The organism is Paractinoplanes pyxinae, from assembly GCF_026626335.1.
Taxonomy (GTDB): domain Bacteria; phylum Actinomycetota; class Actinomycetes; order Mycobacteriales; family Micromonosporaceae; genus Actinoplanes; species Actinoplanes pyxinae.
This window is the reverse complement of sequence record NZ_JAPNTZ010000003.1, coordinates 178,750-201,279: the sequence shown is the minus strand read 5'-3', so window position 1 is coordinate 201,279 and position 22,530 is coordinate 178,750. Positions and strand designations below refer to the sequence as shown.

Below are 22,530 nucleotides of genomic sequence, written 5' to 3'. Positions count from 1 at the left end.
GCGCTCCCAGCCCGACGTCCTCCGTGGAGATTCCCATGCCGACAACTACCCCTTCCCCGCCCGACCAGGGGGCGGGCCCAAGCTACCCGCTCGTCAAGCCACCGCCCCGAGTTATCCACAGGCTGCTGGCCGGCGCGCTGCTGCTCGCCGGTGTCACCGCTGTCGCCGCCCCGCCCGCCGCGCAGGCCGCCGCACCCGCCGAGACCAGGGTCGACGTCGACGTGCGGGCCGGACTGGCCGCCGTCGGCGACGTCGCGCTCGGCGTCAACCACGCCATCTGGGACTCGCAACTTGGCACACCGGCCGTCTCCGGTCTGCTCAAGGACGCGGGCGTGCAGATGCTGCGCTACCCGGGCGGCTCGTACGCCGACATCTACCACTGGCGCGACCACACCGCGCCCGGCGGCTACGTCGCGCCGGACACCGATTTCGACACCTTCATGGCCGGCGCGAAGCGGACCGGCGCCCAGCCGATGATCATCGCGAACTACGGCACCGGCACCGCCCAGGAGGCGGCCGACTGGGTCCGCTACGCCAACATCACCAAGGGGTACGACGCCAAGTACTGGACGATCGGCAACGAGAACTACGGAAATGGGCACTACGGCTCGGCGTGGGAGGCCGACGAACACGCCGACAAGAGCCCGAAAGAATACGCCGCCACCGTCATCGCGTACGCGCAGGCAATGAAGGCCGTCGACCCGAGCATCAAAATCGGCGCGGTGCTCACCATGCCCGGCAATTGGCCGGACGGAATTGTCGGCGCGGGCGACGAAAGCAGCTGGAACCAAGAGGTGCTGACCCGGGCCGGCTCGGTCATCGACTTCGCCGACGTGCACTGGTATCCCGGCGGCAGCACTCCGGCCGAAACCCTCACCAAGACCGGGCACATCCAAGAGGCGGCCCATCTTCTGAGGCAACAAATTGACACGTACGGCGGTCAGGCGGCCGGGAAAATCGGCATCAGCATGACCGAGACCAATGTCGACATCGGGCGCAACACGCAGCCCGGCGCGCTTTTCCTGGCCGACGCCTACAGCGGCCTGCTCGCTCAGGGCGTATTCACCGTGCACTGGTGGAATGTCCACAACGGCATCGGCGACATCACCACCGTGCAGGGCGAGACCGACTACGACGATTTCGGGCTGCTCTCGAGCGGAAATTGCAACGCCGACAATTCCGTCTGTCAGCCACCGCTGAACACGCCGTTCGCGCCGTACCACGCTTTGTCGCTCATGGGCGACTTCGCGCGGACGGGTGACCGGTTCGTCGGCACCGGCACCGACGACGCGCTGGTCGCCTCGCACGCGGTACGCCGGGCCAACGGCGACGTGGCCGTCCTGCTGATCAACAAGGACCCGGACGCGGCGCACACGGTGAAGCTGAACTACCACGGCTTCACGCCGGCCGCGGGGGCCCCGGCGGTGTCCACCTTCGCCAACGGCGACGACGACGTGACCACGGGAACCGCCGGCACCGCCACTTCGCAGACTCTTGACCCGTACTCGATAACGCTGGTCACGCTGCACCCGGCCCGCACCGACGCGGCGACGCCGAAGGCGCCGGCCCAGCCGGCCGCGACGGTGACCGACCGCACCGCGACGATCTCGTGGCCGTCGAGCGGGTCCGGGCTCAAGTACGAGGTGTACCGGCAGAACGGCGGCGTCAGCGACCTGCTCGGCGAGACCACCGGCACGTCGCTGACCGTGCGCAACCTGGAGCCGGGCCGCCGCTACACGGTCAATGTGCTGGCCCGCGACAACGCCGGACGCCTGTCGGCCGCGTCGCCGCCGCTGACGTTCAAGACAGGCACGCCGGCCACCTCGGCCTGCACGGTGAAGCTGCGCGACACCAACGACTGGGGCAACGGCTTCGTCGGTTCGCTCGACATCACCAACAACGCGGCCGCCCCGGTCAACGGCTGGACGCTCACGTTCACCTGGCCCACGACGTGGCAGAGCGTGAGCAGCGGCTGGAGCGCCACCTGGGAACAGACCGGCCGCACAGTCCGGGTCACGAGCGACGCCGCCTTGGCCGCGGGAGCCACCGCATCCACCGGTTTCGTCGGCGCCTACAGCGGTCCCAACGCCCTGCCCCAGGTCTTCACCCTCAACGGCACCGTCTGTACGACCGTCTAGAACCTGTTCCATGTCGGAGCGCGGCCCCGGTGACGTCCACACCGGGGTCGCGCTCGCTATTCGCCGATCATGTCCAGCGACACCTGCCACAGACGGGCGGCCTTCGACGGGTCCAAGGCGTAGGCGGCCACGCCGCGGCGCACACCCGGCGTGTAGGGCCCGGCTTCCTGGCAGTCCCCGAAGTAGCGTCCGGTCACGCCCTCGACCAGCGGGGACGCCGCCAGCAGGACCGAGGTGGCCGCGCCCTGCTCGATGTTCTTGACCGACACGCCGGTGGCGCCGGCCGGGTCGAACGACTGCGGCGGAGCGGTCATGTGCCGGCCGAGGCTCGTCTCGGCGATCCGGCCCGGGTTGAGCGCGTTCACCGCGATGCGGTCGGGCGCCCAGCGCTTGGCCGCCTCGACGGCGAAGAGGATGTTCGCGGTCTTCGACTGGCTGCAGGCCGCCCATGGCTCGTACGGGTGCCGCCGGAAGTCGAGGTCGTCGAAGAGCACCTCGCCGTTGACATGACCGACCGAGCTGACCGAGACCACGCGGGCGCCGGCGGCCGCGGTCAACGCCTCGTGCAGGCCCAGGGACAACGCGAAGTGACCCAGGTGGTTGGTGGCGAACTGCAATTCCCGACCTTCCGGCGTACGGGTCTTGGGGGTGGCCATGACACCGGCGTTGTTGACCAGGATGTGCAGCGGATCGGTCCACGCATGAGCGAACCGGCGCACGGACGACAGGTCGGCCAGATCGAGCCGAGCGACGCCACCTCACGCCGTGTTTCTTCGGCAACCCGGCGCCCCGGCCGCCTCGTCGCGGACGGCGAGGATCACTTCGGCCCCGGCGCCGGCCAGCGCCCGGAGGCGACGCCTACGACCTGTTGCTCTCGCTCGGCGGCATCACCTTGATCGTCGCCGAGGAACGCGAACGCACCGTCGCCTCCCGCTTGATCGGCCTACTGCTCACCGGCGTCACCGTGCGGCGAGCAGCCAACAAACGGTGACGACGCCCGCCGCTCACCGGCGCCACCACGCAGTGACCAGGCAACGACCAGTGACGACGCCTGCCGCGACGGCTCAGCCTTGGTGCCGGTCGGCGCCGGCCTCGGACGGGGACGCGAGAAGTTCGCCCACCCGGTCGAGCACCGCCTGCCACTGGGCCGGTTGCACGTTCTCGCGAACCTGACCGGCGAGTTCCACCGCCACCAGCTCGATGATCTGAGCCGTCAGGCTTCCCGCACGAGCCGCAGCCGGCGCGGCCGCCTTCACCGTAGGAGGGTCCGACACCACCCCGGGAACCGCTACCGCCATCGGCGCGGGCTCAGCAACTTCGACGCGCGGCGAAGGGACCGTGGCCGTGCCGACAGCCGGGACCACAGTGATCGTCCGGGTCACCTCGAAGTCACCGATCTGCCGCGGCGGCTCGAAGTCGCTGACCGGCCGCACCGGCTCGCCGCCGACCGCTGGCCGGGCGTGCTCGTGAGTGTCTACCGGCTCGGACCGCTCGTGAGCGTCCGCCGGCCAGGATTGCTCGTGAGCGTCCGCCGGCCAGGATTGCTCGCGAGTGTCCGCCGGCCGGGACTGCTCGTGGTTGTCCGCCGGCCGCATCCGCTCGTAGCCGACCATCAGCCCGAAGCGGTCGACGTCGCTCGCCGGCCGGGCCCGCTCGGAGCCGACGACCAGCCGATCCTGCTCGAGATCACTCACCGGCGGGGCATGCTCGAAGTCGCCGCCTGCGCCGACCGGCTGAAACTCGGCCACCCCGCCGGACGGGCGGAACTCGCCCACCGCCTCGGCCGGTTCGAAGTCGCGCGATGTCACCGGCGACGCGGCGTCCGATTCCCAGGTGAACGCCGCGCGGTCCGGATCGTCGAGGCCGACCGGGTCGGGAGTGGAGCCCGTGGACGGCTCGCCGCCGGTGAGGGACAGCGGCTCGGTGGCGCCGAACGGCGGCAGGACCCCGACGACGTGCAGATAGCGCGTCGTGCGGGTCAGAGCCACGTACAGAAGCCGGTGGCCACGCTCGTCCTCGGCGATGATGTCTTTCGGCTCGACCACCACGGTGGCGTCGAACTCGAGGCCCTTGGCCTCGTGCGGGCTGACCAGATTGACGCCCTGGCCGAGCTCGCTGCGGGAGGCCGCCCGCCACGCCACGTCGCGCACGGCCAGCTCGGACTCGATCGCCCAGCGGTGCACGGCCGGGCAGATGATGGCGACCGACCGGCCGTGGGACGCGTGGGCCATCGCCGCCTCGACCGCGACGGCCGCCCGGCCGTCGTCGTCGACCAGGCGGAACACCGGGTCGGCGGGACCGTCGCGGACCACCTGGGGCGCGGTGATGCCGGGCGCGGCCACCGGCAGCAGCCGCTCGGCCAGCTCGAAGACCTGCCGGGGCACGCGGTAGCCGTAGCGCAGCTCGGCCGTGACCTGCGGCAGCTGGGAGGGCAGGTGCTCGAGGATGTCGTCCCACTCGTCGCGCGCCCACAGGCCGGTGGACTGGGCGATGTCACCCACCACGGTCATCGAGCCCGACGACGACCGGGCCGCGACCGACCGCAGCTGCATGGGCGACAGGTCTTGCGCCTCGTCGACCACGATGTGCGCGTACCGCTCGTCGATGCCGTGCAGCAGCCCCTCGAGGAAGTCGAGCAGCGGCAGGTCGGCCTCGCTCCAGATCTCTTCGGTGATCCGTTCGCCGGCACGGCGGTGCAGCAGCGCGACCTCGCGGGCGGTGAATGCCTCGCCGGCCGCGGCGATCAGCCGGTCGCGCGAGCCGAACAGCTCGCGCAGGAACGCGGCGGCCGTGAACGACGGCCAGATCCGCTCGATCAGCTGGTCGAGCGGCGTCCGCACGCCCAATCGGCGCTCGCGCGCCCGGTCCATGCCGACGTTGACCATCAGGCTGCGGAAGATCTGCCGCTGCTGGGTGAACGAGCCGGGGGTCTGCCGGCTGCGCGCCACGATCTGGTTGATCTCGTCGGCCGTGAACACGACGGGACGGCCGTCGAGATGGGCCTCGACGGCGGGCTGCCCGGCCGGGACGCCGACCCGGTCGTACAGCGCACGCCGCAGCAGCCCGGCCAGCCGGCCGTCACCTTTGAGCCGTACGACTTCGGGGTCTTCGGTGCGGCCACGCCGCACCGGCGGGTGGAACTGGCCGATGTCGCGCTGGACGACGCTGATGTCGCCCAGGCTGGGCAGCACCGTGCGGGTGTAGCGGGTAAATGTCGGCGTCGGGCCGACGATCAGCACGTCGGCCGCGGAGAGCGTGTCGCGGTAGTTGAAGAGCAGCCACGACACGCGGTGCAGCGCGACCGCCGTCTTGCCCGTGCCCGGGCCGCCCTGGACGACCAGCAGCTGCTCGAGCGGCGCCCGGATGAGGTCGAACTGGGCGGCCTGGATGGTGCGGACGATGTCCTGCATCTGGCCGGTGCGGTCGCGGTTGAGGTCGTCGAGCAGGGCGTCGTCGGGCGCCTCGAGCTCGGCGACGGCCGCCGCCAGCTGGCGGAAGACCACATCGCTGTACGACTCGATGAGGTTGCCGCGGCACTCGAACGTCCGCTTGAGCGCCAGCCCGGCCGTGTCGGCGTGGGTGGCCGTGTAGTACCGCGCGGCGGCCGGCGCCTGCCAGTTGACGACCAGCACCTCGGAGTCGTCGTCGGTGATCGTGTGGTGGCCGACGTACAGGACGTCGCCGTCCTCGTCGTCCATCCGCCCGACCGCAACGGCCTCGTCGGGCCCGCCGAGGCGTTCCAGCCGAGCCTCGACGTCCTTGCGCAGCCGTGCTGCCGCCCCCGCGTTGGCCGCGGCCGTAGGAGCCTCGAGCAGCCGGCGCCGCATGCGCTCACGATGGTCGGAGACGTGGTCGAAGTACTTCTGCTCGGCCGCCAGGACCTCCGCCACCGACTCCACCAGGCACTCCCCTCACTCGCGCCCCACCACGATCCGTGACGGCCGTCGAATCAACCATGGCCCGTTCGCACGCGAACAACTGACCGTGTCGCCAGCAAAGCAGAGGGGTACGACAGAAAGGCGCCGGCCGTGGGGGCGGCCGGCGACGGCGTGGCGGTTGCGTGTCCAGCGGCGGTCAGTCGCCGCTGGCGCCCCAGAAGTAGAGCTCGGTGGGATGGCCGGCGGCGTCGTGCAGTACCGCGCAGCGGCCGACCCAGCGCTCGTCGGCCAGGGCGTCTAGCTTTTCGACGTGCTCGCGCGTCGGCGTCGTGGTGCCGGCGGCGGCCAGGGCCTCGGCCGGGGTGACCGGCACGACCACGCCGAAGGAGGGCGTCGTGGCGATCTTCCGGACGTCGAGGATGGAGTGGGTGCCCGACTCTTGCACGGCCTCGTCGGACCACAGCTCCCGCTCGGTGGTGGGGCGGTTCGGGAAGTCGGCGGCCGACTTGTCGAACTCGTAGGGCACCGCCCACCAGTAGTCGCCCGTGGCGAAGGTGTGGTTCCGCAGCTCGGTCAGTGCCGCCTGCAGGTCGGGCTGGTAGGGAACGTAGTACTGCCAACCGGATGCGCCCATGGCGATTCCTCCCCGTCGATGGTGATCGGCAGGGACCTTAGACCCCCCGTACGACAGAACCGTCCTCGGCCACGGTCATCGTGCCCCACGAATTTCCGGCCACGTAAGGGAATCGGCCGGGGCGGCCGCCCGACGTCCACGCGCTCAGCAGCGACCAGCCGGCCATGGCCCGTACGTAATGGTCGCCGCACTCGATTTCGTTGAACGGATTGCGGCGGGTGCCGTCGTACCGCTCGCGCACCCCACGCACGATGGCCAGCCCCTCGTCGTCCAGACCCTCGTAGAAGCAGTGCGCGGCGACCTGGTACTCGACGCCCGTCCACACCTCGTCGCAGTAGCGCAGCGGCACGGCCGGACGGCCCCCGTGCGGCCAGCTGCACACGACCAGCCCCGTCTCGCCGCCGTCGGCGAACGACCGGTAGCCGTGCGGCTCGAACCCCGTACGCAGGTTGTGTCGGACGATCGAGCGCAGAGCCTGCCGCACCCGGTCGGCCGGCAGCAGATGCCCGAGCCCCAGTTCGTGGGCCCACCACTGGCCGAGCAGCTGATCGGACAGGCAGCCAGGCCCGAAGTCGTACGCCTCACCGGTCGAGGACTGGCCGTAGAACTCGCCGTTCCACAGCAGTTCGTCGTACGCCTTGGCCGCCTTGGCGAAGACGTCGGCGTACGGGTCCGGCTCCCCCAGCCGAGCCGCGCAGGCCGACATCGCCCGCAGGGCCGCCAGCCACAGCGCACCGACGAACATGTTCGGTCCGTGCAGCGCGATGTCGTACGTGACCGGCTGTTCTCCGCGCAGAACGCCGTCATCCGACGCCCAACGCTCAGAAACGTGCATCATCAGCCGGCGAAGCGACAACCACTGGTCGCGCAACCACTCATCGCCGGCGCCGTCGAGCACCGAGCGGTACGTCTTGAGCACCGCCCCCAGCATCCCGTCGAGCGCCGGTTTAACCGGCCCGCCGATCGGCACCCCGTGCAGTTGCGGCAGGTAGAGCGGCAGCACCACGCGGTGCGGGATCGACCCGTCCGCGCCCTGGATCAGGAATTCGGTCTCGCGCATGTCCCGCCCCACCGACGGGAACAGCCGCGACAACGCCTGCTCGTAATTGAGCACATGGTTGCAGTTGAGCGGACAGGAACCACCGGCATCGCCGTTCCAGTTGCGCGTGGACGCCCCGAGCGCGCCCTCGAAAGCGAACGTCCGGCCGTCCGCCGTACGGAAGATGCTCGGGGACCGTACGAGGGAGGGTTGGGCCGCGATCGTGTCGCGCAACGGTTCCGGCAGGTCGCTCGTGGTCACCGCCTCCGCCCAGGCGCGGGACGAAGCGTCGAGCTCGTCGCGGTGCAGCAGGTACGAGTCGAGCACGTCGACCGCCCCGCCGAAGCGCGTCGCGTAGTGGTTGCCGACCCAGAACCGCGCCGGCCCGTAGTGCTGCTGCGGCCCGAAGCGGTCGAAATCCGCGTACCGGTTGGGGAACCACCACGCGTGCACGATGTCGATGGTCGTGGACTCCCCCGGCTCGAGCGCGAAAGCGGCCGCCAGCCCCGCGTCCCACGTGTGCCCGGCCGGGCTCGGCCCGACCGGCGCCCGCATCGGCGACGCGCCGTCGCGCAGGGCGGCGCGCAGAGCCGCCGACGAGAAGTCGCCGAGCTGGGTCGGAGCGGTCAGCCGCAAGGTCTCGACCCAGCGCAGCAGGGCCTCCGCGTCGTACGCCCGCGGCAGCACCGCCGCCGGCGCGTCGGTCCACAGCAGCATCTCGCCCGCGGCCGGATCGTCCTCGGCCAGGCTCGGGTTGTCCATGAGCACGCCGCTCTGCCCCGGCCGTCGCAGCAGCCGGTTGACGTTGCCGCCGTAGCCGGCACCGCGCGTGCCGTCCATGGGCGTCACGCCGTCCCAGCCGGCCGCGTTCTGCAGCGCGCCCAGCAAGAACCCGTGCCGGAACTCGGTGCTGTCGTTGCGGATCGTGAAGCGGTACCGCACGAGCGGCAGCGAACTGGCGTCGACGTCGAGCGGCACGAACGGCGTGTGCGCCTCGAGCGTGACCGCCACCGGCAGCGCGGAGTCGTGATAGTCGACGGTCGCGAACGGGTAGGCCGCTTCGAACGTAGTGTTCTCGACGAGCGGCCACCGCCGATCCGGCGCCGAGTAGACGCCGTCGGAGACGTTGGGCGCCGGCGTGTACGCGGGCGGTTCGGACTGCAGCAGACGGACAACATCGGCCGGCGGTTCGAGCGACGAGACGCGCAACGCGAAGAAGCTGTCGGGCAGCAGCGCGTGGTGGTTGGGCAACCCGTGCAGCTGCCACTGCCGCAGCGCACCGTCCCCGCACAGCGCCACCTGCCCGGTGCCGAACCCGCCGAGCGGGAACGCCACCGCGCGCCGCGCGTCTCCGGTGAACCGCATCCAGGACCTCCAGATGATGAAATCGATTTCAGCGAAGGTAGATCGAAGCTCACGGACTGTCAACTAGGGTGAGCCCATGGCCACGATCTACGAGGTTGCGGCGCTCGCCGGCGTCTCACCCGCGACCGTCTCGCGCGTCTTCAACGGCAACACCGTGTCGCCGGAGAAGCAGCGAGCGGTCCGCGAGGCCGCCGCCAAACTGGCCTTCACGCCCAACAAGACCGCCCGCCGCCTGCGCAAGCAGAGCTCCGAGGTGGTCGCCCTGCTCATCCCCGACATCGAGAACCCGTTCTTCACCGCGCTGGCCCGCGGCGTCGAGGACAAGGCGCAGGAGTCGGGCTTCTCGGTCGTGCTGTGCAACACCGACGACGATCCCGGCAAGGAGCTGCGCTACCTGCAGATCGCCGCGTCCGAGCAGATGGCCGGCGTGATCCTGGCCCCCGCCTCGGACGAGGCCGACCTGGGCGCGATCGCCTCGCTGGGCAGCCCGGTGGTGGCGGTCGACCGCACCACGCCGTACCCGGTCGACGCGGTCAAGGTGGACAACCGGGCGGCCGGCATCGCGGCCACCACGGCGCTGTTCGACGCCGGGCACCGGCGGATCGCCTGCATCGCCGGGCCGGTCGGCATCGAGTCGACCGAGGACAGGTTCCTGGGCTGGCGGCAGGTCATGACCGCGCGCCGGGCGGCCATCCCGGAGGGCTACCTGCAGCACGCGAACTTCCGCGCCGACGGTGGCCACGCGGCGATGCGGCACCTGCTGGCCCTGCCCGAGCCGCCCGAGGCGGTGCTCACCACGAACAACCTGATGGGCGTGGGCGCCCTGCAGGCGGTGGTCGAGGCCGGCGTCGACCCGGCCCGGTTCGGGCTGGCCGTGGTCGGCGAGCTGCCCTTCATGTTCCTCACGCCGCCGGCAGTTGTGCAGGTCAGGCTGCCTGCGCGGCACCTCGGCACCACCGCGGCGACCATGCTGCTGGAGCGGATCGGCGGCGACGCCCAGCCCCCTCGTACGGTCGTCCTGCGCGCCGAATTGGCCTGAGACTGCAATCGATCCCAGGTGCAACTCCCCTGATCAGGGCGCTACCGGCCGGAGAAAGCCGAGACCTTGACGAAATCGATTTCTTGGACTTCACTGTGGCGCACCGCACCGCCTCTATTCCGCTCCCAATTCGAGAGGGACGCAGGCTCATGAACACCTCGTTACGAAAGCTCGCGACGGCAGGCGCGGTCGCCGCGCTCGCGGTCTCGTCCATCACCGCTTGCTCGAACGACGAAGCCGCGGGCGGCGGCGACAAGTCGCTCGAGATCGTCTACTGGAACTACGGCCCGGCCGCCGAGACCGGCAACAAGGCCACGGCCGACGCCTTCATGGCGGCCAACGCCGGCACCACGGTGACGCTCACCCCGGTCACCGGCGAGAACTGGGGCACCTACTACGCCAACGTGGCCACGCTGATCGCCTCGGGCAAGCGGCCCGACCTGATGGTCATCTCGGGTGAGGGCGCCCAGTTCGTGCACGCGAACAACCTCGTCCGGCCGATCAACGAGTATCTGGACAAGGACGCCGACGCCAAGGCGATCACCGGCGACATCGCGCAGGGCCTGATCGACGGCTTCACGGTCAAGGGCGACGTCGTCACGCTCACCTACGGCTGGAACAACATGGTCGTCTACTACAACACCGACGTGTTCAAGAAGGCCGGTGTCGAGCCGCCCAAGGCCGACTGGACCTGGGCCGACTTCGAGGCCACGGCCAAGAAGCTGACCACTGACACCAACAAGGACGGCAAGCCCGACACGTACGGCTTCACCTGGGCCAGCAACGAGATCTTCCCCGGCATCATGCCCTGGGTGGCCAACGCGAACGGCAACCTGACCAGCGACGACGTGTGCTCCGCGACGGCCGACACGCCGCAGGTCACCAAGGCCGTCTCGTTCCTGCGCAAGCTGATCACCGACGGCGTCTCGCCCGCGCCGATGCCGATGAGCGACGTGTTCACCCGCTTCCAGAACGGTCAGGTGGCCATGTTCGGCGCCGGCCGCTGGCCGATCGGCACGTTCCTGCCGGCCGGCTTCAAGGCGTTCGACATCCAGCAGTACCCGAAGGGCGACACGTACAAGACGGTCTTCGGCGGCGCCGGCTATCCGATCCTCAAGTCGTCCAAGAACCCCGATCTGGCTTGGGAATACCAGAAGTTCACGGTCAGCGAGGAGATCGAGAAGCAGTACGTGGGCACGCCCGAGAAGCCCGGCGACTCCATCCCCTCGCGCCGCTCGCTGGCCCAGACCATCTCGAAGGTCGGCGTCCCGCCCGCGAACTCCGACCTCTACTACGACAGCATCGACAAGCAGCCGACGCTCGTGCCCTACCCGGCGCCGGCCAAGTACAGCGCCTTCGAGTCGACAGTCCTGCGTCACCTTCAGCTGATCTTCGCCGGCGAGGCGAGTGTCTCCGACGGCCTCAAGAACATGCAGGGTGAACTGAGCAGCATTGTCACCTGCTGAGATGGCCACTCTCATGACCGAACGTCAGGCTCCCCCGGCTCCGGGCCGGGGGGCCACCCCTGGGAAGCGCAAGGACGGACTCGCGGCGCTCGCGTTCCTGTCCCCCTCGATCGTCACCTTCGTGATCTTCGTGCTGGCCCCCACGCTGGGCGTGCTCTACCTGAGCTTCTACGACTGGAACCTGCTCAGCGACGGCACGTTCGTCGGGCTCGACAACTTCGAGCGGTTGTTCACCGATGAGCGTCTGCTGCGCGTCTACGGCTCGACCGTGTACATGGCCCTGGCCATCCTCGCGATCAACGTCGTCCTCGGGTTGCTGCTCGCCGTACTGCTGGAAACGCGCATGCCCCGGTGGCTGCGCGGGGTGTTCCGGTTGTCGTTCCTGTTCCCGTTCGTCGTCTCGGCGGCCGCCGTCGCGCTGATCTGGCGGTTCCTGCTCAACAAGGACCTCGGGCTGGTCAACTATCTACTCGGCGGGCTCGGGATCGACCGCATCGACTGGCTCGGCTCGTCGGTGTGGGCGCCCATCTCGATCATCATCGTGAACTCGTGGAAGACGATCGGCTTCTCGATCCTTGTCTACATCGCCGGCCTGCAGGCGATTCCGGACCAGCTGAAGGAGGCCGCGATCGTCGACGGGGCCAACGCCTGGACGAGGTTCTGGCGCATCACGTTCCCGATGCTGTCGCCGACCATCTTTTTCCTGGTCGTCATCAACACCATCAACTCGTTCCAGATCTTCGCCGAGCCGCGGGTGCTCACCCAGGGCGGTCCGGGCGACGCCAGCCGGACGATCGTCGAATACCTCTACGACCGGGCGTTCGGCGACTTCGACCTCGGCTACGCCTCCGCCATCGGCATCACGTTCATGCTCGTGCTGATCGTGCTGACCGCCGTCCAGTTCCGGTTCTCGCGCAGATGGACGTTCTACGAATGAGCCGCACCCTCAGCCGAGTGGCCACGTTCGTGATCCTCGCGATCGCCGCCCTCGCCATCACCGCACCGTTCCTCTGGATCTTCCGGGGCGCCTTCTCGGCCTCGGACGCGGAGCTCTACAAGCTGCCGCCCACCTTCGAGCCGGCCAACCTCACCGGCGCCAACTTCGGCCGGGTCACCGACCAGGTGCCGTACTTCCGGTTCTTCACCAACTCGATCGTCGTCTCGACCACGGTCACGGCGGCCCAGATCGTCACGTGCGCTACCGCCGCGTACGCGTTCGCCCGCTTGCGTTTCCGCGGCAAGGGCGTCCTGTTCGCAGTCGTCATCGGCTCGCTGATGATCCCGATCCAGGTGACGATCGTGCCGCTGTTCCTGGTCATGTCGAAGCTCGGCCTGACCAACACCCTGTGGTCGCTGATCCTCCCCGGGATCTTCAGCGGCTTCGGCATCTTCCTGCTCCGCCAGCACTTCCTGGCATTGCCGTACGAGTTGGAGGAGGCCGCCAAGCTCGACGGCGCCGGGCACTTCCGCACCTTCGCCCGGGTCATCCTGCCGCTGTCCGGTCCGTCGATCGCCACGCTGGGCATCCTGTGCTTCACGTACTGGTGGAACGACCTGCTGCTGCCGCTCGTCATGATCAGCGACACCGAGCGGCAGACCCTGCCGGTGGGCCTGGTGCTGCTGGCCGGCCGCTTCTCCACCGGCTCGCTGGGCACGATCGCGGCCGGCATCGCGATGGCCATCGGCCCGGTGCTCATCGTGTTCCTGGCCGCCCAGCGCTACATCGTGCAGTCGATCGCGTCCAGCGGTCTCAAGCTCTGAGGAGGCCTTCATGGATGTTCTGGTCAAAGAGACCTGGTCCGGCGCCACGGCGTTCTGGCACGAGCTTCCCCGTACGTTGGTCGCGGGCGCGCTGACCCTGCTGTCCTCCGCCCCGCTGGCCACCGCGCTGCTGTCCGGCGCCCCGCGCTGGCTCGCCGCAGTCACCGTGCTGCCGCTGATGCTGGCCCTCACCTCCGTGGCCGCCTTCGCCGCCGGGGTGGCCGACGGGCAGCGGGGCAGACTCGGCCGGCCGGATCCGGTGCTGGCGTTGTTGTTGTCGGTCGCCGGGCCGGCGCTGCTCACTCCGTGGGGTGTGCTGCCGGCGGCGGCCGTGGTGATCGTCGGGCCGTTCGCGCTCGCCTACGGTGCGGTTCGGGGCAGGCGCGGCCTGACGGCGGTGCGCGGCGGGGCCATCCTCGCCGCGTACCGCCCCTCGTGGGCGCTCACCCTGACGGGGCTGACGGTGCTGACCGGTTTCGCCGCCGTGGCTTCGGCCGGGGTGCTGGCCCTGGTGGCCGCGCCGCTTCTGCTGACCGTCGCAGCTCGGCAGACCACGAATCTGCTGACCGAGATCGACGCCCGGCAGAGCCAAGCGTGGTGACCATCTACGAGGTGGCGGCCCGAGCCGGCGTCTCCACCTCCACGGTCAGCCGCGTTCTCAACGGCGCCAAGGTGTCCGCCGAATCCGAGCGGCTTGTGCGCGCCGCCGCCGAAGCGCTCGCCTTCACCCCCAACCGGACCGCCAGCCGGTTGCGGGGGCGGCGCTCGGCCGTGATCGGGCTGATCATCCCGGACATCGAGAACCCGTTCTTCACCGCGCTGGCCCGCGGCGTCGAGAACCGGGCCAGCGCCGCCGGTTACTCCGTCGTCCTGTGCAACACCGACGAGGATCCGGAGCGCGAGGCCACGTACCTGGAAATCGCCGTCGCCGAACACATGGCGGGCGTCATCCTGGCCCCGGCCGACGACGCCAGCGACGTCAGCCGGCTCGTCGCCCATCAGAGGCCGGTGGTCGCGGTCGACCGCAGCCTGGCCCGGGCCGACGTCGACGCGGTCACCGTCGACAACCGGGCCGGTGGCCGTTCGGCCGCGGAATCGTTGTTCGCGGCCGGTTTCACGCGGGTCGCCTGCATCACCGGGCCCAGTTCGGTCGAGACCGCTCAGCTGCGGATGGCCGGCTGGCGGCAGGCGGCGACCCGGCACACCGGCTCGGCCTATCTCGACGACCTTCTGCGGTACGCCGATTACCGCGTCGAAGGTGGGCGGCTGGCCATGGCCGACCTGCTCAAGCTGCCCGACCCGCCGGACGCCGCCGTCGTCGCCAACAATCTGATGGCCGCCGGCGCCCTGGACGCCCTGCACGACGCCGGGCTCGACACTCCGGACTTCGGCCTGGCCGTGTTCGGCGACCTGCCGTTCGCTTCCCTGGGCCGGCGCGGCATCCGGGTCGTCGACGTGCCCGCGCGGGAGCTCGGCGAGGCCGCGGCCACCCTGCTGCTGGACCGCATCGGCGGCGACACCAGCCCGGCCCGAACCGTTGTCCTGCGAGCAGTGGAGTTGAAATGAGCCTCTACCTCGGTGTCGACATCGGCACGTCGAGCAGCAAGGGCGTCCTGGTCGACGAGGACGGCGTCGTCAAGCGATTGGCGGTGCGCGAGCACGAGGTCGACCGCCCGCAACCGGGTCACGTCGAGATGGACGCGTCCGTCTGGTGGCACGAATTCGTTTCCCTGGCCGAGGAATTGACCGCCGGCACCACGGTCGCCGCCGTCGGTGTGAGCGGCATGGGCCCCTGCGTCCTCGTGACCGACGAGGCCGGCACGCCGTTGCGCCCGGCCATCCTGTACGGGATCGATACCCGTGCCACAGAACAGATCGACGCGCTCAACCGGGAACTGGACGGGATTCTCGAGCGCTGCGGCTCGGTGCTGTCGACACAAGCGGTCGGCCCGAAACTGGCCTGGCTGGCCGAGCACGAGCAGACGGGCAGCCGGCTCTTCATGCCGGCGTCGTGGTTGGCGTACCAGCTGACCGGCGCCTACACGCTCGACTACCACTCGGCCAGCCAGTGCACGCCGCTGTTCGACACGCACGCTCTCGACTGGTATCGGCCGTGGGCACAACGCATCGCGCCCGATCTCGAGCTGCCGCCGCTGGCCTGGCCCGGCGACGTGGCCGGCCACACCAGGGAACCGATCGCGGGCATCCCGGCCGGCACCCCGGTCATCACCGGCACGATCGACGCCTGGACCGAGGCGGTCAGTGTCGGCGCCCAGAATCCGGGCGACCTGATGCTCATGTACGGCACCACGATGTTCCTCATCGCCACGGTCGACCGCCCGCTCACCACCCCGGCCATGTGGGGCACGGTCGGCGCCTTCCCCGGCACCCGCAACCTGGCCGGCGGCATGGCCACCTCGGGCGCGATCACCGCCTGGCTGCGCGACCTGACCGGCGCCGGCTACGAGCAGCTGCTCGCCGAAGCCGAAGCGTCCGGCCCCGGCGCCCGTGGGCTGCTCATGCTGCCGTACTTCGCCGGGGAACGTACGCCGGTCATGGATCCCGACGCCCGCGGGGTGATCGCCGGCCTGACCCTCGAGCACAGCCGCGGCGACCTCTACCGGGCCGCCCTCGAAGCGACCGCCCTGGGCGTCCGCCACAACGTCGAGGCGTTGCATGAGGCCGGCGCCGACATCCGCCGCGTCGTGGCCGTCGGCGGCGGAACCCGCGGCGGCCTGTGGACCCGGATCGTCTCCGACGTCACCGGCTTGGCTCAGGTCGTTCCCCGGGTGACCACCGGAGCCGCGTACGGCGCCGCTTTCCTGGCCGCCGGTGACAAAGACATCAATGCGTGGAACCCGGTCGCCGAGACCATCGAGCCGAATCCCAGGCACAGCAACGAATACGACGAGCTCTACGCGCTCTACCGAGACCTCTACCCCGCCACCCGCAGCATTGCCCACTCGCTCGCCACCCGCCACCGGAGGACCCCGTGAGCACGTACACCCTCCCCGCCGCACCCACGCGGCCCATCGCCGAGCCCAACACCGCCTATCTCATCGCCAGCGGTGACCTGCGCCCCGCGGCCAACCGGGCCGGATGGCCTGTGCAGCAACAGATGGAGGCCGCCGTCACCGCCGCGCTGGCCGACCTCGGCTGGAAGGTGCGGCGCGCCCACGACTTCGATCCCGAGGCGGGGCACGGCTTCATCTCGAGCCAGCGGATGGGCCTCGAGGTGTTCAAGTCGATCCCGCCCGAGGCGCCGCTCATCGTGGCCGAGGCGGTGTGGCAGTACAGCCACCACGTGCTCGCCGGACTGCGTACGCACAAGGGTCCGATTCTCACGGTGGCCAACTTCGCCGGCGACTGGCCGGGCCTGGTGGGCCTGCTCGGCGTCAACGCGGGCCTGGCCAAGATGGGCGTCGGCTATTCGACGATCTGGTCGGTCGATTTCACCGACGACTGGTTCCGGGCCGGCCTGCGCAGCTGGGTGAGCACCGGCTCGATCGCGCACGACCTTTCCCACGTACGGAATTTGCCCGCACTGCCGGAAAATGAGGAAACAGCCCTCGGGCGCAGCCTCGCGGCTGAGCTCCTCGCCGACAAGGCCATCATCGGCGTGTTCGACGAGGGCTGCATGGGCATGTACAACGCGATCATCGACGACGAGCTGCTGAACCCGCTCGGGATCTACAAGGAGCGCCTGTCGCAGAGCGCGTTGTGGGCCGAGATGCAGCGCGTCCCCGACACCGAGGCGGACGCGGTCGGCGCCTGGCTCACCGCGAAGGGCATGACGTTCGATCTCGGCGCCGACGAGGCCACCGAACTGACCGAGGCGCAGCTGCGCTGGCAGTACAAGATGTACGTGGCCGCCCTGCGCATCAGCGACGACTTCGGCCTCGACGCCGTCGGCATCCAGTACCAGCAGGGCCTCAAGGACCTCTCCCCCGCCTCGGACCTGGCCGAGGGCCTGCTCAACAACGCCGACCGCCCGCCGGTCACCTCCCGCGACGGCGCCCGCGTGCTGTGGGCGGACCGCCCGCTCCCCCACTTCAACGAGGCCGACGAGGGCGTGGCCGTCGACGCCCTGATCACCAACCGGATCTGGACCGCCATGGGCCTCGACCCGGCGACCACCCTGCACGACGTCCGCTGGGGCGAGGAGTACGACGGCCAGTTCGTGTGGGTGTGGGAGATCTCCGGTTCGGTGCCCCCGTCCCACTTCGCCACCGGCTACGCCGAGGCCGTGGGCCGCCGTCAGGACCCCGTCTACTTCCCGCTGGGCGGCTCCACCATCAAGGGCATCAGCAAGCCCGGCGACGTCGTCTGGAGCCGAGTCTTCGTCCAGGGCAACGCTTTGCACGCCGACCTGGGCCGCGCAACCGCTCTTTCTTTACCCGCCGAGGAATCCGAGCGCCGCTCCCAGGCCACGACCCCGGCCTGGCCCATCATGCACGCGGTCCTTCACGGCGTGACCCGAGACCAGTTCATGGCCCGCCACAAGGCCAACCACCTCAACGTCGCCTACGCCCCCGACCCCGAAACCGCCGACAAGGCCCTGCTCGCCAAGGCCGCGATGCTCTCCGCCCTGGGCGTCCAGGTCCACCTCTGCGGCGAGACCCACCTCTGACAGCACTCGGTCGGCACTGGCCTTACTACGGTTTCGGCCACGAGAACCCTTGTGACGGCGGCAAAGGATTGGTCGGACGCACTTCGGTGTCGGCGCTCGAGGACCAGGGTCATGTCGAGGTGGTGGCCGAGCGTCGACATTCTCACCGGCGCGAGCGACTGTCCTTGACTCGATACTCCGTTCCTCGCGATGCGCGCAGTATCTCACCGAGGACAGAGAACGGGAGGACGTCATGGAAATGGGAGACTGGGCCACCTGGGCCGGGGCGGTCGGGACGATATTGGCCTTCTTCTCCAGCTTGAAGCTGCACCGCCGCCAACTGGCGCTGCACCGCATGCTCGTCGAGCGCTTGCCGAAATCGGCGGACGCCGCCACACATGAGCAGACGGTCGAACGGTAGCGGCTGTTTGAGCAGCCGATAGAGTAAAGCGCCGGAGGTTGACGCTGATGCCGATGGAACTGGGGTTGTGGCGGGTCGACGGCCAGCCGGCGCGGCTGAGCCCGGTCGGCGTGCCGCTCGAGAAGACACTCGAGGATCTGATCGAACATGATCCAGATATTCTCGGCGAACCCCTGATGATCGTCGGGCGTCAAGTCCCCACCGCGCACGGCAAGGTCGTCGACCTGCTCGCCGTGGACAGCGAGGGCGTTGTTCATGCCATCGAGCTGAAGAGGGATCGCACTCCCCGGGAGGCGACCGCTCAGGCGCTCGACTACGGCTCATGGGTACAGGGCCTGGCTCACGACGACATCTTGGACTTGTTCACCCAGTACCGGCCAGGGCACACGTTCGAGCAGGCCTTTGTCGACCGTTTTGGTACTGCGCCGCCCGAGCAGATCAACGCCGAGCACCGGTTGACCATCGTCGCGGGTGACATGGACCCGGCGACCGAACGGATCATCGGCTATTTGTCTCGCTACCAGGTGCCCATCAATGTGGCGCTGTTCCGATACTTTCAGGACGGCGACCGGTCGTACTTGGCCCGGACTTGGTTACTTCCGGACAACGATGTCGCCGACGCCGCCGCGCCACGCCGGTCGAGCGCGAAGGAAACCTGGAACGGTCAAGACTGGTACGTGGCTTTCGGTGAGGAATCCTCCATTCGAGCTTGGGACGATGCCCGCAAATACGGTTTCATTTCCGCTGGCGGCGGTGAGTGGTACAGCCGTTCACTGCGCGCGCTCCCGCTCGGGGGCCGCATCTTCGTCTACATTCCGAAAACCGGGTACGTCGCCGTGGGCACAGTGGTGGGTCCCGCCGCCACCTTTGACGAGGCCATACTCACCGTTGACGGTGAGCCTCACAAGATGACCGATCTGCCCCTGACGGCGGGGTATCGGCATGCTGTCAGCGGTCCCGACAAAGATGAATACGTCGTTCCGGTGAAGTGGATCAAGTCCTTGGACAAGGATCACGCGATTTGGGAGAAGGGCATGTTCGCCAACCAGAACTCCGCCTGCAAGCTCCGCAACCGCTTCACCTTGGAGATTCTTTCTCAGCGATTCGATCTGGATCAATGACGCAGCCCACGGAGTCTGACTGACCGACAACAGGAACGGCTAGAGCCCGCCGCGGCGTAGCGGGATCGGGTTGTCGTCGGGAACGACCTGCCAGGCGCGGTCGGCCAGGGGCGCCAGCAGCTTGGCGCATCGTTCGGTGTCGGCCGCGCCCAGGTGCCGCCAGGGGCTCGCCGCCAATTCGTCGGTCAGCTGCTCGACCCGGGCGTACGCCTCACGGCCGGCCGTCGTGGCAGTTCCCTCGGCGTCGAGCCAGCCCTTCTCGTGCAGGCGGTCGGCGGCGGCCTGCCACTCGTCGTCGGTCCAGCCGCGGGCGGGCTGGGTGACCTCACGCAGCCGGCCGCCTTCGAGGCCGGCTCGCCACACCAGCGCCTCACACCCGTCGACGCCGGCCGTCAGCAGCGCCGCGACGTGCCCGTCACCCCGCTGTTCCCGCAGCACGGTGGCGGCGTGCCACAGCCGCCCGACCGCGTCGTCCGGCCAGTGCAGCCCGGCGTGCGCGGCGGCCAGCACCCGCCCGCCCAGGTCGGCCGCCCGCGCCGCCTGCTCGAGCAGGTCGGCCACCTCGGCCGGCTGCTCCCCCGCGAACAACTCGGTCAGCGTCGCCGTCGCCCCCGCGGTGCGAGCCGCCAGCGCGTCGGCCGGGCTGATCCGCTCCCACACGCTGGGCAGGGCCCGCGCCACCATCCGCGGCGCGAACCCGTAGAAGGCCGCGGTCACCGGCTCGGCCCCGACCGCCCCGAACGCCGCCGCCCGCCCCGCGAAGTACCGGCGCCAGAACCCGGTCAGCCCAGCCTGCTCAAACGCCCCGGCCGCCCCGGCGCGAAGTAGGTGACCGCATGCAACGGCTCGAACAACGCCCACATCCGGCGCTCGACAGACGGCTCGCTCATCCCCCCATCCCATCGCCCGGACGCCCGCCCGGCAAGACCGTCAGGCGGCGACGGCGCGGCGCAGGTCGTCGGCGCCGGGGCCGTCCAGGTGGCTGATCCGGGCGGCTCGGCCGGTGAGCAGCAGGAACAGGTCGGTCATGGTGCCCGTGACCAGGGCGCCGTCTCCGGTTGTCCAGGGGTGGTCGGTCGCGGTCAGGCGAAACCGGGCCAGGGGCAGCGCGCGGAAGACCTTCGCGTTGCCGCGGCCCCGGTAGGAGACGACCCGGTCGGCGGCTTCGGCCACGTCGGTGGTGGGGACGTGGATGTCGCGACCTAGGGGGATGGCCATGTCGTAGGTGTGGCCGATCGCGTCGATCAGCGCCTCGCGGCAGGTCAGGCCGGGGATCGGGCGGTGCTGTCCGACCAGCCGGTTGAGCCTGTCGATGAGCTGAGCGCGGTTGTGGCGCCGGGCCAGGTCGATCGAGCCGTCCCGGATCAGGTGGTTGGTGCGGCCGGGGTGCCGTAGCGCGAGCAGCAGGAACTGGGGCAGGGTCAGCAGCGGCATCGTCAGGTGGGCCGCGACGTCCTTGACCGTCCACCCCGGGCACAGCGAGGGGGTGTCCCATTCGCCCGGCGTCAGGCCGGTCAGCAGGTCGATGATCGCGCGGCGGCGCTGGTCGACGGCCGCCCAGACTTCGGTGTCGTCCATGGTGCCCGTTCCTCTCGCCGGGCCGAATGTAGTACGAGGATGGTACTAATAACGGGTGGTTGATCGCGAGGTCTCGTCCGGCTGGCTCATGTTCATGGGCTTCCGGGCGGCCGAGGACCGTATCGTCGCCGCGCTGGCCGCGGCCGGCTACGCGGATCTGACCCGGGCCCAAGCGCGACTGCTGGCCCATATCGACGCGGACGGCACCCGGCTGGTCGTTCTGGCCGACCGCGCTCGGATCCCCAAGCAGACCGCCCTGGCCCTGGTCAACGGGCTCGAGACGGCCGGTTACGTGGAGCGAACACCCGATCCGTCCGACGGGCGGGCCCGGCTGATCCGGCTGACCGCCCGCGGTCGCGGCATGCTGCCCGTCGCGATCGCCGAGGAGGAGCGGATCGAGGCCGACTGGCAGGCCGTCCTCGGCGTCCGCCGGATGCGGGCGCTTCGCCGTGCGCTTCAGAAACTGACCGGCCCCGGACCAGATGGTCCGGGGCCGGTGGGCGGTTGAGGGTCAGAGGTCGGCCGGGCCGGCCTCCGTGGCCTCCTGGACTGCTTCGGTGCGGCGCTCGTCGGCCTTGGCGGTGTCGTCGGTGCGCGGGGCGGCCGGGCGGGCCGCCGAACGGGCCGCGGCGGCCGCCGGGTCGGTGACGACGCCGCGGCGGATGCGGTTGTTGTCGGCGATCGTCGCGACCGGGGTGTTGCCGGTGGCGGTCAGCGTGCCGTCGATGATGTTGTCGTCGACGGTGACGCCGCCCGTGGTGCTGGTGACGCTGACGTCCTTGCCCCAGAAGCCGCCGGAGGCGCAGGAGTCGAGCGGGCCGTTCGGGCCGAGCTGGACGCCGCCCAGGTTGCCGGCGAACGTCGCCTTGCCGCGGATCGAGCTGCCGCAGAAGACGCTGCCGGTGCTGCTGTTCAGCACCGACACCGTGCCGTCGACGAACGAGTCGTGCACGTCGGTGTAGTACGTGCCGGTGCTCGTGATGCTGCCCGTGATCGACGTGTTCTTGTCGACCCGCACCTCGCCCGCCTGCACGTTGACGCTGCCGGTGACCGTCGCGCCCTCGGTGAACAGGAAGCTGTCGACCGTGGTGGTGCCCTTGGGGCGTACGGTCACCGCGCCCGTCGAGGCGTCGCGCAGGTACACCCCGTACCCGCCGGCGGCGAGCACGACCGGGCCGCCGACCTCGGTGTCGGAGGCGTCGAAGTAGCCGTTGCCGGCGATCCGCACGTCGCCCGAGAACTTGCCGCCGCTGACGACCAGGTTGCCGCCCGCGGCCACGCTGACGTTGCCGGTGACGATGGTGCCGGTCAGCGAGCACGACTCACCGGCCGGGACGTACAGGTCGTTGGGAACGGTGACCGCTCCCCCGGTGCCGATGCAGTGGGTGACCAGCGCGGCGCTGGCCGGCGAGGCGGCGGCGAGAACACCGGCCGCAGAGATGACGGTGACGGCAGCCAACAAACGCTTCACAAAACTCTCC

General features: G+C 70.0%; 18 protein-coding genes and 1 pseudogene. 12 read left to right on the top strand and 7 right to left on the bottom strand.

Annotated features, from left to right (window positions below; all coding sequences use genetic code 11):
• Positions 1 to 35 precede the first annotated feature (35 nt).
• Positions 36 to 2,138 (top strand): cellulose binding domain-containing protein, encoded by a 2,103-nt coding sequence (locus tag OWR29_RS08980; RefSeq protein ID WP_267562102.1) that lies wholly within the window; start codon positions 36 to 38, stop codon positions 2,136 to 2,138.
• Between the two features lie 56 nt (positions 2,139 to 2,194).
• Here the strand turns inward: OWR29_RS08980 and OWR29_RS08975 are convergent, their stop codons facing one another.
• From OWR29_RS08975 to OWR29_RS08960, 4 genes are all read right to left on the bottom strand, one after another.
• A complete protein-coding gene (locus tag OWR29_RS08975; RefSeq protein ID WP_267562593.1) occupies positions 2,195 to 2,866 on the bottom strand; it encodes an SDR family NAD(P)-dependent oxidoreductase in 672 nt (223 codons plus the stop codon).
• A gap of 336 nt (positions 2,867 to 3,202) precedes the next feature.
• Complete coding sequence (locus OWR29_RS08970) at positions 3,203 to 6,037, bottom strand: UvrD-helicase domain-containing protein (protein WP_267562101.1); 2,835 nt, start codon at positions 6,035 to 6,037, stop codon at positions 3,203 to 3,205.
• A gap of 175 nt (positions 6,038 to 6,212) precedes the next feature.
• Entirely contained in the window at positions 6,213 to 6,650 is a 438-nt protein-coding gene (locus OWR29_RS08965; protein WP_267562100.1) for a hypothetical protein, read from the bottom strand.
• 37 nt (positions 6,651 to 6,687) lie between these two features.
• The gene (locus tag OWR29_RS08960) at positions 6,688 to 9,054 is read right to left on the bottom strand and encodes a GH116 family glycosyl-hydrolase (protein ID WP_267562099.1); all 2,367 of its coding nucleotides are present in this window, start codon (positions 9,052 to 9,054) and stop codon (positions 6,688 to 6,690) included.
• A 76-nt stretch (positions 9,055 to 9,130) separates the two neighbouring features.
• Between OWR29_RS08960 and OWR29_RS08955 the strand changes: the two genes are divergently transcribed.
• The 10 genes from OWR29_RS08955 (at position 9,131) to OWR29_RS08910 (ending at position 19,471) form a co-directional block, all read left to right on the top strand.
• Positions 9,131 to 10,093, top strand: coding sequence for a LacI family DNA-binding transcriptional regulator (locus OWR29_RS08955; protein ID WP_267562098.1), 963 nt, complete (start codon positions 9,131 to 9,133; stop codon positions 10,091 to 10,093).
• 149 nt (positions 10,094 to 10,242) lie between these two features.
• The gene (locus OWR29_RS08950) at positions 10,243 to 11,559 is read left to right on the top strand and encodes an ABC transporter substrate-binding protein (protein WP_267562097.1); all 1,317 of its coding nucleotides are present in this window, start codon (positions 10,243 to 10,245) and stop codon (positions 11,557 to 11,559) included.
• A gap of 13 nt (positions 11,560 to 11,572) precedes the next feature.
• Positions 11,573 to 12,496, top strand: coding sequence for a carbohydrate ABC transporter permease (locus OWR29_RS08945; RefSeq protein WP_267562096.1), 924 nt, complete (start codon positions 11,573 to 11,575; stop codon positions 12,494 to 12,496).
• Entirely contained in the window at positions 12,493 to 13,320 is an 828-nt protein-coding gene (locus OWR29_RS08940; RefSeq protein WP_267562095.1) for a carbohydrate ABC transporter permease, read from the top strand. The genes OWR29_RS08945 and OWR29_RS08940 overlap by 4 nt, the downstream gene beginning before the upstream one ends.
• Before the next feature lie 10 nt (positions 13,321 to 13,330).
• On the top strand, positions 13,331 to 13,921 hold the full coding sequence (locus tag OWR29_RS08935) for a hypothetical protein (RefSeq protein ID WP_267562094.1): 591 nt from the start codon (positions 13,331 to 13,333) through the stop codon (positions 13,919 to 13,921).
• Positions 13,915 to 14,886, top strand: a complete 972-nt coding sequence (locus tag OWR29_RS08930) for a LacI family DNA-binding transcriptional regulator (RefSeq protein ID WP_267562093.1) — start codon at positions 13,915 to 13,917, stop codon at positions 14,884 to 14,886. Before OWR29_RS08935 ends, OWR29_RS08930 begins: the two co-directional genes overlap by 7 nt.
• Positions 14,883 to 16,316 carry an FGGY-family carbohydrate kinase gene (locus tag OWR29_RS08925; protein WP_267562092.1) on the top strand — a complete coding sequence of 478 codons (1,434 nt, stop codon included), beginning with the start codon at positions 14,883 to 14,885 and terminating at the stop codon, positions 16,314 to 16,316. The genes OWR29_RS08930 and OWR29_RS08925 overlap by 4 nt, the downstream gene beginning before the upstream one ends.
• Positions 16,313 to 17,950, top strand: a complete 1,638-nt coding sequence (locus OWR29_RS08920; protein WP_267562091.1) for a fucose isomerase — start codon at positions 16,313 to 16,315, stop codon at positions 17,948 to 17,950. The genes OWR29_RS08925 and OWR29_RS08920 overlap by 4 nt, the downstream gene beginning before the upstream one ends.
• A 232-nt stretch (positions 17,951 to 18,182) precedes the next feature.
• On the top strand, positions 18,183 to 18,350 hold the full coding sequence (locus OWR29_RS08915) for a hypothetical protein (protein ID WP_267562090.1): 168 nt from the start codon (positions 18,183 to 18,185) through the stop codon (positions 18,348 to 18,350).
• A 47-nt stretch (positions 18,351 to 18,397) separates the two neighbouring features.
• Positions 18,398 to 19,471 (top strand): endonuclease NucS domain-containing protein, encoded by a 1,074-nt coding sequence (locus tag OWR29_RS08910; protein WP_267562089.1) that lies wholly within the window; start codon positions 18,398 to 18,400, stop codon positions 19,469 to 19,471.
• A gap of 39 nt (positions 19,472 to 19,510) precedes the next feature.
• On the opposite strand, the pseudogene OWR29_RS08905 reads toward OWR29_RS08910, so the two are convergent.
• Together OWR29_RS08905 and OWR29_RS08900 are read right to left on the bottom strand one after the other, a co-directional pair.
• Positions 19,511 to 20,361 (bottom strand): annotated as a pseudogene (locus OWR29_RS08905) (SCO6745 family protein).
• Positions 20,362 to 20,401: 40 nt separating this feature from the next.
• Complete coding sequence (locus OWR29_RS08900; RefSeq protein ID WP_267562088.1) at positions 20,402 to 21,049, bottom strand: maleylpyruvate isomerase family mycothiol-dependent enzyme; 648 nt, start codon at positions 21,047 to 21,049, stop codon at positions 20,402 to 20,404.
• 55 nt (positions 21,050 to 21,104) lie between these two features.
• Here OWR29_RS08900 and OWR29_RS08895 point away from each other — a divergent pair, with 55 nt between their 5' ends.
• On the top strand, positions 21,105 to 21,557 hold the full coding sequence (locus OWR29_RS08895) for a MarR family winged helix-turn-helix transcriptional regulator (protein ID WP_267562087.1): 453 nt from the start codon (positions 21,105 to 21,107) through the stop codon (positions 21,555 to 21,557).
• A gap of 3 nt (positions 21,558 to 21,560) precedes the next feature.
• Here the strand turns inward: OWR29_RS08895 and OWR29_RS08890 are convergent, their stop codons facing one another.
• Entirely contained in the window at positions 21,561 to 22,520 is a 960-nt protein-coding gene (locus OWR29_RS08890; RefSeq protein WP_267562086.1) for a hypothetical protein, read from the bottom strand.
• Positions 22,521 to 22,530 lie beyond the last annotated feature (10 nt).